Source organism: Streptomyces marokkonensis, from assembly GCF_008312835.1.
Classification (GTDB): domain Bacteria; phylum Actinomycetota; class Actinomycetes; order Streptomycetales; family Streptomycetaceae; genus Streptomyces; species Streptomyces marokkonensis_A.
Genome location: NZ_VSKS01000018.1, coordinates 156,296 through 169,702 on the forward strand (window position 1 = coordinate 156,296; position 13,407 = coordinate 169,702).

At 72.4% G+C, this 13,407-nt stretch carries 11 protein-coding genes; 9 read left to right on the forward strand and 2 right to left on the reverse strand.

Translation table 11 applies throughout. The features are described from left to right. Nucleotides 1-27 precede the first annotated feature (27 nt). On the reverse strand, nucleotides 28-930 hold the full coding sequence (locus tag F1615_RS27220; RefSeq protein ID WP_149551685.1) for a bifunctional helix-turn-helix transcriptional regulator/GNAT family N-acetyltransferase: 903 nt from the start codon (nucleotides 928-930) through the stop codon (nucleotides 28-30). Nucleotides 931-1,178: 248 nt separating this feature from the next. Here F1615_RS27220 and F1615_RS27225 point away from each other — a divergent pair, with 248 nt between their 5' ends. From F1615_RS27225 to F1615_RS27245, 5 genes are all read left to right on the forward strand, one after another. Continuing rightward, complete coding sequence (locus F1615_RS27225) at nucleotides 1,179-2,699, forward strand: aldehyde dehydrogenase family protein (protein ID WP_149551686.1); 1,521 nt, start codon at nucleotides 1,179-1,181, stop codon at nucleotides 2,697-2,699. Between the two features lie 97 nt (nucleotides 2,700-2,796). Further along, nucleotides 2,797-4,338: a GMC family oxidoreductase gene (locus tag F1615_RS27230; protein ID WP_149551687.1), complete on the forward strand. Its 1,542-nt coding sequence runs from the start codon at nucleotides 2,797-2,799 to the stop codon at nucleotides 4,336-4,338. Then, nucleotides 4,338-5,417: a quaternary amine ABC transporter ATP-binding protein gene (locus tag F1615_RS27235; protein ID WP_149551688.1), complete on the forward strand. Its 1,080-nt coding sequence runs from the start codon at nucleotides 4,338-4,340 to the stop codon at nucleotides 5,415-5,417. Before F1615_RS27230 ends, F1615_RS27235 begins: the two co-directional genes overlap by 1 nt. A gap of 61 nt (nucleotides 5,418-5,478) precedes the next feature. Then, nucleotides 5,479-7,497, forward strand: coding sequence for an ABC transporter permease (locus F1615_RS27240; protein ID WP_149551689.1), 2,019 nt, complete (start codon nucleotides 5,479-5,481; stop codon nucleotides 7,495-7,497). 90 nt (nucleotides 7,498-7,587) lie between these two features. Continuing rightward, on the forward strand, nucleotides 7,588-8,568 hold the full coding sequence (locus F1615_RS27245; protein WP_149551690.1) for an ABC transporter substrate-binding protein: 981 nt from the start codon (nucleotides 7,588-7,590) through the stop codon (nucleotides 8,566-8,568). 247 nt (nucleotides 8,569-8,815) lie between these two features. Here F1615_RS27245 and F1615_RS27250 read toward each other — a convergent pair whose 3' ends face one another. Continuing rightward, entirely contained in the window at nucleotides 8,816-9,316 is a 501-nt protein-coding gene (locus F1615_RS27250; protein ID WP_149551691.1) for a carboxymuconolactone decarboxylase family protein, read from the reverse strand. Between the two features lie 46 nt (nucleotides 9,317-9,362). Between F1615_RS27250 and F1615_RS27255 the strand changes: the two genes are divergently transcribed. The 4 genes from F1615_RS27255 (at nucleotide 9,363) to F1615_RS27270 (ending at nucleotide 13,294) form a co-directional block, all read left to right on the forward strand. After that, on the forward strand, nucleotides 9,363-10,763 hold the full coding sequence (locus F1615_RS27255; RefSeq protein WP_149551692.1) for a PLP-dependent aminotransferase family protein: 1,401 nt from the start codon (nucleotides 9,363-9,365) through the stop codon (nucleotides 10,761-10,763). A 125-nt stretch (nucleotides 10,764-10,888) separates the two neighbouring features. After that, the gene (locus F1615_RS27260) at nucleotides 10,889-11,533 is read left to right on the forward strand and encodes a dihydrofolate reductase family protein (protein WP_149551693.1); all 645 of its coding nucleotides are present in this window, start codon (nucleotides 10,889-10,891) and stop codon (nucleotides 11,531-11,533) included. A gap of 224 nt (nucleotides 11,534-11,757) precedes the next feature. After that, nucleotides 11,758-12,102, forward strand: a complete 345-nt coding sequence (locus F1615_RS27265; RefSeq protein WP_149551694.1) for a hypothetical protein — start codon at nucleotides 11,758-11,760, stop codon at nucleotides 12,100-12,102. Nucleotides 12,103-12,109: 7 nt separating this feature from the next. Then, the gene (locus tag F1615_RS27270) at nucleotides 12,110-13,294 is read left to right on the forward strand and encodes a glutathionylspermidine synthase family protein (protein ID WP_149551695.1); all 1,185 of its coding nucleotides are present in this window, start codon (nucleotides 12,110-12,112) and stop codon (nucleotides 13,292-13,294) included. Nucleotides 13,295-13,407 lie beyond the last annotated feature (113 nt).

The window sequence follows — 13,407 nt, forward strand, 5'->3', positions numbered from 1 at the left end:
GTTCCGCCGGTGCGGGGTCCGCCGCGTTCAGCGGGACAGCCGCTTCTCGAACCAGTGATCGGCGTACACGTGCTCGGCGTAGGCCGGGATCTCGGTGTACCCCGCCGCCCGGTACATCGCCTGTGCCTCGGTGAGCGCCGCGTGCGTGTCGAGTCGTACGACGGTCCAGTCGCGGCGCAGCGCCTCCGCCTCCAGCGCGTCGAGGACGCGGCGCGCCAGGCCGAGGCGGCGGGCGTCGGCGTGGACCCAGACGTGCCGGATCTCGCCGATCCCTGCGGCGTGCCGCCGCAGCGCCCCGCAGCCCACCGGGCGGCCCTCCTCGTACGCGACGAAGAACGCCCCCGCGTCCCCCGACACCTCCTCGGGATCCACCAGGTCCGCCCGGTCGAAGCCCTCGGGGAAGCGCGCGTCGAGATCGTCGGCGTAGGCGTCGAGGCAGGCACGGGCGTCCGGGGCGTGTCCGTCGACGTGCTCGACGGTGATCGCCGCCAGCCGCAGCAGGCGCCGGGCGGTCGCCAGCGCCTCGGTGAGCCGCGACCGCTGCTCCGTGTCCAGTCCCTCCAGCACTCCGGCGGCGAGTGAGTCGGCGCGGCGGTTCTGCTCCGCGACCTCGACGCGCCCGGCCGGGGTCAGCCGGACCGTGCGCAGCCGGTTGTCCCCCGGGTGCACGCTCAGCCGGACCATGCCCTGGGTCTGCAGGGTCTTCGTCATCCGGCTCAGGTACCCGGCGTCCAGACCGAGCCGGCCCCTCAGTTCGCGCAAGGACACACCGTCCGGGCCTTCGTGCTCCGCGATCTCGAACAGCAGCCGGGCCTCGCCGAGCGGCCGGTCCTGGCCGAGGTAGTGGTCGTTGAGGGCGCCGATGCGGCGCGTGAAGTAGCGGTTGAAGCGGCGGAAGTCCGCCACCTGCTCCGTCGGCACTGGCTCCATAGTTCTTTGACCTTAGTCAAAGGATGGCCGTCTGTCATCGGTGCCGATCGCGACGGCCCGCACACCGCGTGGCCGCTCGCCGACAGGTTGGACGATTTCTCCCGCTTTCTCCTTGGATTCAGTGACTCGGCGCACTTCAGGCCATGGATTGGGCATGCATCAGGGGCGCCAGGGCAGGAGCACCCGGTCCCGTGGATGACACATGTGTGATGCACGGAATGAACAGGAACGGAAGGCAATCACCGATCATGGCGGACAGCACAGAACTTCGGGCGCGCGGCACCATCCACGCGGACGGCGCATGGCGGGCCGCCGTCTCCGGCGCCACCCGCGAGATCCTCGACCCCGCGGACGCCCTGCCGTTCGCCCTGGTCGCGGAGGGCGACGAGAAGGACACCGACCTCGCGGTTGCCGCCGCCCGCCGGGCCTTCGACGAGGGCCCGTGGCCGCACACGCCCGTCGCCGAACGGGCCGCGCTGCTGCGCCGCGTCGCCGGACTGCTGCTGCGGGACCGGGAGGAGCTCGGTCTGCTGGAGAGCCGGGACGCGGGCAAGACCCTCGAGGAGGGCCGCGTCGACATCGACTGCGTCGCCGACGCCTTCCGCTACTTCGCCGACCTGGTCGCCGGGGAGGCGCCCGGACGGGTCGTCGACGCGGGCTCGCCCGACATCCACAGCGTCGTCGTGCACGAGCCCGTCGGCGTCTGCGCCCTGATCACCCCCTGGAACTACCCGCTGCTGCAGGCCAGCTGGAAGATCGCCCCGGCCCTCGCGGCCGGCAACACCTTCGTGGTCAAGCCCAGCGAGATCACCCCGCTCACCACCGTCGCCCTCATCGACCTGCTGACCGAGGCCGGACTGCCCGCCGGGGTCGCCAACATCGTCACCGGCCCCGGCCACACCGTCGGCGCCCGGCTGGCCGAGCACCCCGACGTCGACCTGGTCTCCTTCACCGGCGGCCTGGTCAGCGGCACGAAGGTCGCCCAGGCCGCCGCGCCGGGCGTGAAGAAGGTGGCCCTCGAACTCGGCGGCAAGAACCCCAACGTCGTCTTCGCCGACGCCTGTGCCACCGACGAGAGCTTCGACACCGCCGTCGACCAGGCCCTCAACGCGGCCTTCATCCACAGCGGCCAGGTCTGTTCCGCGGGCGCGCGGCTCATCGTCGAGGAGTCGGTCCGGGACCGCTTCGTCGCCGAACTCGCCCGCCGCGCCGAGCGGATCAGGCTCGGCCGGGGCACCGAGGACGGCGTCGAGTGCGGGCCGCTGGTCTCCGCACAGCAGCGCGCGAAGGTCGAGGCGTACGTCGAGTCCGCGCTCAGGGAGGGCGCGGTGCTGCGCTCCGGCGGCAAGCGGCCCGAGCCGTCCGCCGAGCGTCCCGAGGGCGGCTACTTCTACGAGCCGACCGTCCTCGACCGCTGCCACCGCGAGATGCGCGTGGTGCGCGAGGAGGTCTTCGGACCGGTCCTCACCGTCGAGACGTTCCGCACCGAGGACGAGGCCGTCGCCCTCGCCAACGACACCGAGTACGGGCTGGCCGGCGCCGTGTGGACGGCCGACGCGGGCCGCGCCCGGCGCGTGGCCGGACGGCTGCGCCACGGCACCGTGTGGATCAACGACTTCCACCCCTACCTCCCGCAGGCGGAGTGGGGCGGCTTCGGCCGGAGCGGAGTGGGCCGCGAGCTCGGCCCGGCCGGTCTCGCCGAGTACCGCGAGACCAAGCACGTCTACCAGAACCTGGCGCCCAAGCCGGTGCGCTGGTTCGCGGGCTGAGCCGCAGACCGCCGGGCGGTGTCCCCCGCACCGCCGCTCCCGTCGTCGCACCGCGAACCACCCACCTGTCCCGAGTCCCCGGAGGAGTACCACCCAGATGACCCCTCACACCCCCGAACGCACACCCGAATTCGACTACGTCGTCATAGGCGGCGGCACGGCCGGATCCGTCATCGCCTCCCGGCTGTCGGAGAACCCGGACGTGACCGTCGCCGTCATCGAGGGCGGCCCCAGCGACGTCGGCCGCGACGACGTGCTGACCCTGCGCCGCTGGATGGGCCTGCTCGGCGGCGAACTGGACTACGACTACCCCACCACCGAGCAGCCGCGCGGCAATTCGCACATCCGGCACAGCCGCGCCCGTGTCCTCGGCGGCTGCTCCTCGCACAACACGCTCATCGCCTTCAAGCCGCTGCCGTCCGACTGGGACGAGTGGGAGGCGGCCGGCGCCGAGGGCTGGGGCGCGGTGCGGATGGAGGCGTACTACGCCCGCCTCAGGAACAACATCGTCCCGGTCGACGAGAAGGACCGGAACGCCATCGCCCGCGACTTCGTCGACGCCGCGCAGGCGGCCCTCGACGTCCCGCGGGTCGAGGGCTTCAACAGGAAGCCGTTCTCCGAGGGCGTCGGCTTCTTCGACCTGGCCTACCACCCCGAGGACAACAAGCGTTCGTCGGCGTCGGTGGCCTACCTCCACCCGGTGATGGACGAGCGCCCCAACCTCACGCTCATGCTGGAGACCTGGGCGTACCGGCTGGAGCTGAACGGCACCCGCGCCGAGGGCGTCCGCGTGCGCACCAAGGACGGCGAGGAGCTCCTGGTCAGGGCCCGGAACGAGGTCGTGCTGTGCGCCGGCGCCGTCGACTCGCCCCGGCTGCTGCTGCACTCCGGCATCGGTCCCGGGGCCGACCTCGAGGCGCTCGGCATCCCCGTGGCGCTCGACCTGCCGGGCGTCGGCGAGAACCTGCTCGACCACCCCGAGTCGGTGATCGTCTGGGAGACGCACGGACCCATCCCGGAGAACTCCGCGATGGACTCCGACGCCGGACTGTTCGTGCGCCGCGACCCCGGCCACGCGGGCCCGGACCTGATGTTCCACTTCTACCAGATCCCGTTCACGGACAATCCGGAGCGACTGGGCTACCAACGGCCGGAGTTCGGCGTCTCCATGACCCCGAACATCCCCAAGCCGAAGAGCCGCGGCCGGCTCTACCTCACCAGCGCCGACCCGGAGGTCAAGCCCGCCCTCGACTTCCGCTACTTCACCGACGAGGACGACTACGACGGCCGCACCCTCGTCGACGGCATCCGCATCGCCCGCGAGATCGCGAAGACCGAGCCGCTCGCCCACTGGCTCAAGCGCGAGGTGGCCCCCGGCCCGGACGTCACCGGTGACGAGGAGCTCAGCGAGTACGCCCGCAGGGCCGCCCACACCGTCTACCACCCGGCGGGCACCTGCAGGATGGGCGCCGCCGGCGACGAACAGGCCGTCGTCGATCCCGAGTTGCGCGTCCGGGGCCTGGAGGGCATCCGGATCGCGGACGCCTCCGTCTTCCCGACCATGACCGCCGTCAACCCGATGATCGGCGTCCTCATGGTCGGCGAGCGGGCCGCCGACCTGATCGGCGGTGCCGCGTGATGACCGGCGCCACCGGCACTCCCGCCACCGACACCCCCGTCTTCTCCGTCGACGGGCTGTGGAAGGTCTTCGGCCCCAAGGCCGACCGCGTCCCCGGCGACCCGGACCTCGCCGCCCTCGACCCGGCCGGACTGCGCTCCCGCACCGGCTGCACGGCCGCCGTGCGCGATGTGAGCTTCGACGTCCGCAAGGGCGAGGTCTTCGTCGTCATGGGCCTGTCCGGCTCCGGCAAGTCCACGCTGGTGCGCTGCCTGACCCGGCTGATCGAGCCGACCGCCGGCACCATCGTCATCGACGGCGAGGACGTCCGCGCCATGGACAGGGCACGGCTGCGCGAACTGCGCCGGCACCGCGCCGCCATGGTCTTCCAGCACTTCGGCCTGCTGCCGCACCGCACCGTCCTCGACAACGTCGCCTACGGCCTGGAGATCCAGGGCATGGGCAAGGCGGAACGCCGCGAGCGGGCCGCCGAGGTCGTCGCCAAGGTCGGCCTGGAGGGCCTGGAGCAGCGCCGGCCCGCGCAGCTCTCCGGCGGTCAGCGCCAGCGCGTCGGACTGGCCCGCGCACTCGCCGTCGACCCCGAGGTCCTGCTCTTCGACGAGCCGTTCAGCGCGCTGGACCCGCTGATCCGGCGCGACATGCAGGAGGAGGTGATCCGGCTGCACCGCGAGGAGGGCCGCACGATGGTCTTCATCACCCACGACCTCCAGGAAGCCCTGAAGCTCGGCGACCGGATCGCCCTGATGCGCGACGGCCGCGTGGTCCAGCTGGGCACGCCCGAGGAGATCGTGGGCTCACCCGCCGACGACTACGTCCGCGCGTTCGTCCGCGACGTCCCGCGCGAACAGGTCATGACCGTTCGCCGCGCGATGCGCCCCGGTGACTGCGGCGGCCCCGACCACCCGGGGGCCCTCGCCCCCGGCACCGTCGTCTCCGGCGCCATCGAGGTCGTCGCCCGCACGGGCCGGGCCGCCTGCGTCGTGGAGGACGGCCGCTGTCTGGGACGGGTCGACCACGCCGACCTCCTGCGGGTCGTCGCCGGAATCGACGCCGGCCCGGTGAAGGAGGCCGCCCGATGAGCGCCGACGTCGAGAGCCACGCCACGGTAGCGCTCACCGGGAACGGACGGGGGCGGAGCACATGAGCGCCGTCACCACCCCGGCTCCGCCCTCCCCGCCCACGCAGCCGGCCAAGCGGCAGGCGCCGGGACCGGCCCGCTCGCGGCCGGCGCACCCGCTGCTGCGCCGACTCCTTCCGCTGGTCGTCGTCGCCGTCGTGCTCGTCCCGGTCGCCGCAGCCCTGTGGGGCAGCGGGGCCTGGCCGTCCGCACTGACCGCCGACGTCAAGACGCCGCTGGACGACGCCTACGGCTGGGTTGTGCGCAACCGGGACACCAACCCGGTCTTCCTCTACTTCCTGCTCCATCTGAGCAACTGGTCCGACAGCTCCGTCAGCTGGATGACGAGCCTGCTGGTGGACCTCGGCTGGTTCCCCGTGACGCTGGGCGCGCTCCTGCTCTCCTGGCGCGTCGGCGGCCTGCAGAGCCGGCGCGGACTCACGCTCGCCGGCGTCACGCTGGGTGCTTTCGCCGCGTGCGGCATGCTCGGCATGTGGGAAGCCACCATGGAGACTCTCGCCCTCATGGCGGTCGCGGTCACCGTGTCCGCGGTCATCGGGGGCCTGCTCGGCCTGGGCGGCGGCCTGTCGGACCGCTTCCAGAGGATCCTGCGCCCGGTGCTGGACACCATGCAGATCATGCCGGCGTTCGCCTACCTGCTGCCGCTGGTGCTGCTCTTCGGCATCGGCGTGCCCTCCGCCCTGATCGCCACGATCATCTACGCCGCCCCGCCCATGGCCCGGCTCACCGCGCTCGGCCTGCGCGGCGCCGACCCCGGCGCGATGGAGGCCGCCCAGTCGCTGGGCGCGACCGGATGGCAGCGTCTGCTGACAGCACGTCTGCCGTTGGCCCGCAAGGAGATCCTGCTCGGCCTCAACCAGACGATCATGATGGCCCTGTCCATGGTCACCATCGCCTCCGTGATCGGCGCCGGCGGCCTCGGCGAGGAGGTCTTCCAGGCCCTGTCCACCGTCGACGTCGGCAAGGCCCTCGCCGCCGGCATCCCGATCGTGCTGCTGGCCGTCTGGCTGGACCGCACCACCGCCGCCGCCGGTGACCGCCTCGGCGAGGGCTCCGGCTCCTCCGCCGTCCGGCTGCTGCACGGCCGGCGCGGCTGGAGCCTGACGGCCGGCGTGTGGGCAGTGGTGTCCGCGGTGGGCGCCGCGCTGCTCATCGAGGAGTGGCCCGAGCCGTGGACCGTGGACATCTCCCAGCCGGTCAACGAGGCCGTGGACTGGTTCACCAGCCACCTGGCCGCGGGCGTGCCCGTCCTGGGCGGCACCCGCACCTGGGCCGACGGCTTCACCATGTGGGTGCTCGACCCGCTCCGTGACGGCCTGACGGCCACCCCCTGGTGGCTCCTGGTGCTGGTCGCCGCCGTCCTCGGCCTGCTCGCGGGCGGCTGGGGCGCGATGGTCACGGCCGCCGCGGCCATGGCCGGTGTCGGCGTCATCGACGTGTGGAACGCCTCTCTCGACACCCTGTCCCAGGCCATCGCGGGCGTCGTCGTCACCCTCCTCCTCGGCTTTCTCATCGGCGTGGTCGCAGCCCGGGTGCCGGTGGTGGAACGCCTGCTGCGGCCCTTGCTGGACACCATGCAGACCCTGCCGCAGTTCATCTACCTGATTCCGGTGGTGGCCCTGTTCAACGTGGGCCGCTCCGCCGCCGTCGCCGCAGCCGTGCTCTACGCGCTGCCCGCCGTCGTCCGGATCACCGTGCAGGGCCTGCGCCAGGTGGACCCCGCGGCGCTGGAGGCGTCCCGCTCCCTGGGCGCGAGCACGTTTCAGCAGATTTACCAGGTCCAGGTGCCGCTGGCCCGCCCCGCGCTGATGCTCGCCCTCAACCAGGGCGTCGTCCTGGTCCTCGCCATGGTCATCGTCGGCGGCTTCGTCGGCTCCGGCGCCCTCGGCTACGACGTCGTCTACGGCCTCCAGAAGAGCGCTCTGGGCACCGGCCTGACCGCGGGCGTGGCGATCGTGTTCCTCGGCCTCGTCCTGGACCGCACGACCCAGCGCACCCAGGCGAAAGCCGGCCCGGGCTGACGCCGGCCCCGGCGCCCGCGCGGGGCCGCGGCCCCGCCCCCACACCCGACCGCAGCCAACACCCGCACAACCGAAACGAGAGAATCCGCAATGCGCCTGATGAACCCGAAGCCCCGCAGCAGCAGAAAGCACCTCTCCCGTGCCGCCGCCGTCGTCGTCCTCGGCATCACCGGCCTGAGCGCCTGCGGCGCCGCCGACACCGGCTCGTCGTCGTCGAAGGGCTCCTCCGACTCGGTCACCATCGCCGTACCGTCGTGGGTCGGCGCGGAGGCCAACGCCGCCGTCGCCAAGTACATCCTCGAGAAGGAACTGGACACCGAGGCCGAGCTCACCCAGCTCGACGAGTCGGTCGCCTTCGACGCCCTCAACAGCGGCAAGGTCGACGCCATCCTGGAGGACTGGGGCGGCGCGCCCAAGAAGGTCGACCTGTACGTCGAGGACAAGAAGTCCGTCGTCGCGGGCGGCGACCTCGGCGTCGTCGGCCACATCGGCTGGTTCGTGCCCAAGTACCTGGCCGACAAGCACCCGGACATCACGGACTGGAAGAACCTCAACAAGTACAAGGACCTCTTCAAGACCGCCGAGAGCGGCGACAAGGGCCAGCTCCTGGAGGGTTCGCCGTCGTACACCACCAACGACGACGCGATCATCAAGAACCTCGACCTGGACTACAAGACGGTCTACGCGGGCTCCGAGGCCGCCCAGATCACCCAGATGAAGGAGGACTACAAGGCCAAGAAGCCCTTCATCACCTACTGGTGGACGCCGCAGTGGCTGAACGCCCAGCTCGACCTGGTCGAGGTGAAGCTGCCCGAGTACAAGGAGGGCTGCGACGCCGAACCCGAGAAGGTCGACTGCGCCTACGCCCAGACCCCGCTGCAGAAGTACTTCAACGCGGAGTTCGCCAAGGACGGCGGCGACGCGGCCAAGTTCCTGAAGAACTTCAACTGGACCGCCGAGCAGCAGAACGAGGTCGCCGCGATGATCGCGGACGAGAAGATGAGCTCGGAGGCGGCGGCCAAGAAGTGGGTCGAGGCCAACCAGGACGTCTGGCAGAAGTGGCTGCCCTGACCCACGGCCCCGTCACCGCGGGCCGGCGCTCTCCGCCGGCGCCCCGGGCGCGCGCTGCCGGAGTCCCGGCCCGCGTGTGACCCGGGGCCCCGAGCTCGCCGAGCCGGGCGGGCGAGGGGCCCCGGCCAACGTGTCCTCGACCCGGCTGACGGCCGGTCGGCGGACTCGCCCCGGGGCCACCGCACACCCGCACACCACCCGCGGCGCGGTGCGGACACCGGCGTCGGGACGGGTCATGCGAGCCGCGTCACCCGCGCTGTCCCGGCTGGTAGTGGCCCGGGGTCCGGCGGCACGTCACACCGAACCGGTTCCAGGCGTTGATCACCGTGATCGCGGCGATCAGCTGGGACAGCTCCGCCTCGTCGAACCGCTTGGCGGCACGCTCGTACACCTCGTCGGGCACGAACCCGTCCGTCAGCACGGTGACGGCCTCCGTCAGCTCGAGCGCCGCGAGCTCCTTCTCCGTGTAGAAGTGCCGTGACTCCTCCCAGGCACTGAGCTGCACGATCCGCTCGACGCTCTCGCCCGCCGCGAGCGCGTCCCTGGTGTGCATGTCCAGGCAGAAGGCACAGTGGTTGATCTGGGAGGCGCGGATCTTCACCAGCTCGAAGAGCTTGGGGTCCAGGCCCTTCCTGGCGGCGGAGTCCAGCCGGACCATCGCCTTGTAGACCTCGGGGGCGTGCAGGGCCCAGTCCAGCCGGACGGGCAGCTCGGCGGCGTACGTCGTGGTCGTCTCGATGTCGCTCATGCCTCGACCCTAGGAGCGGGGCAGCCCAGGAGTATGGTCCATTTCCATGGCGGAACGCTGGGCCACTTCACGAGGCGACCTGCAGGGCATCGACCTCCATCTCGACCCGGCCGGCCCCGGCCTGCGCCGCGGTCTGACCGACGCCCTGCGCGAGGCCGTCCGCACCGGCCGGCTCTCCGCGGGCACCCGGCTGCCCTCCTCCCGCACCCTCGCCGCGGACCTGGGCATCGCCCGCAACACCGTCGCCGACGCGTACGCCGACCTGGTCGCCGAGGGCTGGCTCACCGCCCGGCAGGGCTCCGGCACCCGCGTCGCCGACCGCGCGGTCCCCGGCCCGCCGGCCGCCCCTTCCACTCCCCGCAGGGTCCCGGGCCGGCTCCCGTACAGCCTCGTCCCCGGCACGCCCGACCTCGCCTCCTTCCCCCGCGCCGAATGGCTCAAGGCCACCCGCCGCGCCCTCGCCACCGCCCCGCACGACGCCTTCGGCTACGGCGACCCGCGTGGCCGCCCCGAACTGCGCGTCGCGCTCGCGGACTACCTGGCGCGTGTCCGGGGCGTGCGCGCCGACCCCGAACGCCTCGTCGTGTGCGCCGGCTTCTCCCACGGCCTGCACCTCCTCTGCGAGATCCTGCGGGCCCGCGGCGCCCGGACCCTCGCCGTGGAGTCCCACGGCCTGGACGTCCACTGGGACCTGGCGACCCGTGCCGGGCTGCGGACCACGCCGCTCCCCTTCGACTCCTCCGGCACCCGCGCCCAGGACCCGGGCGACGCGGACGCGGTGCTGCTCAGCCCCGCCCACCAGTTCCCCCTGGGCGGGGCCCTGCGCCCCGAGCGCCGTGCCGCCGTGGTCGACTGGGCCCGCCGCACGGGCGGACTGATCCTGGAGGACGACTACGACGGCGAGTTCCGCTACGACCGCCAGCCCGTCGGCGCGCTCCAGGACCTCGACCCCGACCACGTCGTCTACCTGGGCACGGCCAGCAAGTCCCTCGCCCCGGGCCTCCGCCTGGGCTGGATGGTCGTGCCGCCCTCGCTGGTCGCGGACGTCGTCGACGTGGGCGGTGGCCGCCCGGTCGGCGTCGTCGAACAGCTCGCCCTCGCCGAGTTCCTCACCTCCGGCGCCTACGACCGTCACGTCCGCGCCGCCCGCCTGCGCTACCGCCGCCGCCGCGACGCCCTCGTGCGGGCCCTCGCCGAACGGGCACCGGACGTCCGCGTGACCGGCATCGCGGCCGGCCTGCACGCCGTCCTGCGACTCCCGCCCGGCACCGAGCAGTCCGTGGTGCAGGCCGCCACCTGGCAGGGCCTCGCCGTCCTCGGCCTCTCCCGCTTCCGCCATCCAGCCGCCGACCCGACCCCGGGGGACGCCCTGGTGGTCGGCTACGCGACCCCGCCGGACCACGCCTGGACGGGCACCCTCGAGGCGCTGTGCAGGGCGCTGCCGTAGGACGCGGCCGCGGGACGCCGGAAAGAACTTCCGGGCCACTGTCGATCCGGCCGCGTCCCGTTCGACGCCCTTGTGTGGAGCGCGTCGCACGCGAGGGACGCGCCAGGGTCCGATGAGGAGGAGAGATGGATCAGCTCCTGAGAGTCATGAACTTCTGCGTCTCGAGTGACGGGATCGGTGCCGGTGAGCACCAGAGCCTGGAGAGCCCGTTCGGCCACGTCCGTCCCGAAAGGCTGTTCGCCTGGGCCGGCGCCACCGCGAGCTGGCCCATGCGCACCGACCCCGGAGGCAGCCGCGGTCTCGACGACTACTTCACCCGGGACTTCGCACGCAACATCGGTGCCGAGATCATGGGCCGCAACAAGTTCGGCCCCCAGCGCGGGCCCTGGCGCGACCACGAGTGGCGCGGCTGGTGGGGTGACGAGCCCCCGTTCCACACGCCCGTGTTCGTGATGACCCACCACCCGCGCCCCCCGATCACGCTCTCCGACACCACGTTCCACTTCGTCGACGGCAGCCCGGCCGCCGTCCTGGAACGGGCGCGGGAGGCGGCGGGCGGCAAGGACGTCCGGCTCGGCGGCGGGGTCACGACCGTCCGGCAGTTCCTCGACGCCGACCTGGTCGACACGATGCACGTGGCGGTCTCGCCGGTGGAGCTCGGCTCCGGTCTCCGCCTCTGGGAGTCGCCCGACGAACTGCTCGACCGGTTCCACCTCGAGGTCGTGCCGAGCCCGAGCGGCATGACGCACCACCTGTTCTGGCGGAGATGAGACGAGGACCGGCGGCGGCGCCCCGGGACCGCGCGGCGGGTCCGCCCGCGACGACCCGCGGAAGCGGTCCAGACGCCCTGAAAGGGGGCGAAACGGCGGCGGGCCGGAACGCGGGAGCGGGGGGCTCCTGTGCGTGCCGTCCGGCCGGTCTCTAGGCTGTCCGCCGCGAGCCGGGGAGTGAACCGAGGGCCCGGCGGACAGTGGAAGCGGCACGAGGGGGAGTCATGGCGGAGTCACGGCGGCGGGTGCGGTCCAGCACGGTGGTACTGGGCGGCATGGGGGTTCTCGCGGCGGCGCTGACCTCGTGCGGGTCGGATCCGGACCGGCGGTGCGTGGACCGGGACAGCTACGACTACCTCAACGGCTACAAGGTCGTCGCCGACAAGAACTGCACGTCCTCGTCCTCCGGCTCCCGCGGCAAGGGCGGCGCGTCCCGTACCGGCGACGCCGACTGGTACTACGACGCCGACGTCCGCGCCGGTTACGCCGAGGACGGCACCTTCAGCCGCAGCGAGGCCGTCGACCGGGGCGGCTTCGGCTGCTCGGGCTCCGGCAGCGGCGGCGGCTGAGCGGCTCATGGAACGGCGCACCATCGAGCCCCGCCCCGGCTGGCAGGAGACGGTCGAGGAACAGGGGCTCATCTACCCCCTCACCCGCTACCCCGACGGCTCCCTGCGCCCCTACTGGGACGAGAGCGCCTACTACGTCTTCGGCCTGGACGAGGTCGAGGCGCTGGAGGAGGTCGTCGAGGAACTGCACCGCATGTGCCTCGCGGCGGCCGAGCACATCGTCACCGCCGACCGGTTCGCCGACCTCGGCATCACCGACCCGCGGATCGCCCGCGCGGTCGCCGAGGCCTGGCGCCGGCGCGCCGAACTCCCCTCCGTCTACGGCCGCTTCGACCTCCGCTACGACGGGACGGGGCCCGCGAAGCTGCTGGAGTACAACGCCGACACTCCCACGTCCCTGGTCGAGGCCGCCTCGCCCCAGTGGTTCTGGATGGAGGAGCGCTTCCCCGGCGCCGACCAGTGGAACTCCCTCCACGAACGCCTCATCGACGCGTGGCGGAAGCAGGCCGCCCTCCTCCCGCCGGGCAGCCCCCTGTACTTCGCCCATTCCTCCGCCGACGAACTCGGCGAGGACCTCATGACCGTCGCCTACCTCAAGGAGACCGCCGAGCAGGCCGGCCTGGAGACCGACTGGATCTCCATGGAGGAGATCGGCTGGGACCGCCTCTCCCGCCGCTTCGTCGACAACAGGCTCCGGTTCATCCGCAGCATCTTCAAGCTGTACCCCTGGGAGTGGCTGACCACCGACCGCTTCGCCGACCACGTCCTCGACACCCTCGACAACGGCGGCGGCACCGGCTCCACCCTGTGGATCGAACCCGCGTGGAAGATGCTCCTCAGCAACAAGGCCCTGCTGGCGATCCTCTGGGAGCTCCACCCCGGTCACCCCCATCTGCTGCCCGCCTACCTCGACGGTCCCCGGGAGCTGGCGGACACCACCGGCTATGTCGCCAAGCCGCTGCTGGGCCGTGAAGGCGCCGGCGTGACCCTCCACGAGGCGGGTGCCGCCCCCGTGCTCCGTGACGAACCCTGCTGCTACCAGCAGCTCGCCCCCCTTCCCGACTTCGACGGCAACCACGTCGTCCTCGGCACCTGGGTGGTGGACAACGAGTCGGCGGGCCTCGGCATCCGTGAGTCCTCGGGGCTGGTGACGGACGAGTACGCCCGCTTCCTGCCCCACGTGATCCTCTAGGTGTGCTGTTCCGGGACGTTGGTGACACGCATGCTGGGTGCTTGAACGGGTGAGGGCCTTCTGGGTTCGGTGTGGATTGCGACATCTACGCCCGACCGCCAGGAGGCCCTCGT

Excerpts from the sequence above, each read along its gene's own strand:
- F1615_RS27220 (WP_149551685.1), bottom strand. The coding sequence starts at position 930 with ATGGAGCCAGTGCCGACGGAGCAGGTGGCGGACTTCCGCCGCTTCAAC.
- F1615_RS27225 (WP_149551686.1), top strand. The coding sequence starts at position 1,179 with ATGGCGGACAGCACAGAACTTCGGGCGCGCGGCACCATCCACGCGGAC.
- F1615_RS27230 (WP_149551687.1), top strand. The coding sequence starts at position 2,797 with ATGACCCCTCACACCCCCGAACGCACACCCGAATTCGACTACGTCGTC.
- F1615_RS27235 (WP_149551688.1), top strand. The coding sequence starts at position 4,338 with ATGACCGGCGCCACCGGCACTCCCGCCACCGACACCCCCGTCTTCTCC.
- F1615_RS27240 (WP_149551689.1), top strand. The coding sequence starts at position 5,479 with ATGAGCGCCGTCACCACCCCGGCTCCGCCCTCCCCGCCCACGCAGCCG.
- F1615_RS27245 (WP_149551690.1), top strand. The coding sequence starts at position 7,588 with ATGCGCCTGATGAACCCGAAGCCCCGCAGCAGCAGAAAGCACCTCTCC.
- F1615_RS27250 (WP_149551691.1), bottom strand. The coding sequence starts at position 9,316 with ATGAGCGACATCGAGACGACCACGACGTACGCCGCCGAGCTGCCCGTC.
- F1615_RS27255 (WP_149551692.1), top strand. The coding sequence starts at position 9,363 with ATGGCGGAACGCTGGGCCACTTCACGAGGCGACCTGCAGGGCATCGAC.
- F1615_RS27260 (WP_149551693.1), top strand. The coding sequence starts at position 10,889 with ATGGATCAGCTCCTGAGAGTCATGAACTTCTGCGTCTCGAGTGACGGG.
- F1615_RS27265 (WP_149551694.1), top strand. The coding sequence starts at position 11,758 with ATGGCGGAGTCACGGCGGCGGGTGCGGTCCAGCACGGTGGTACTGGGC.
- F1615_RS27270 (WP_149551695.1), top strand. The coding sequence starts at position 12,110 with ATGGAACGGCGCACCATCGAGCCCCGCCCCGGCTGGCAGGAGACGGTC.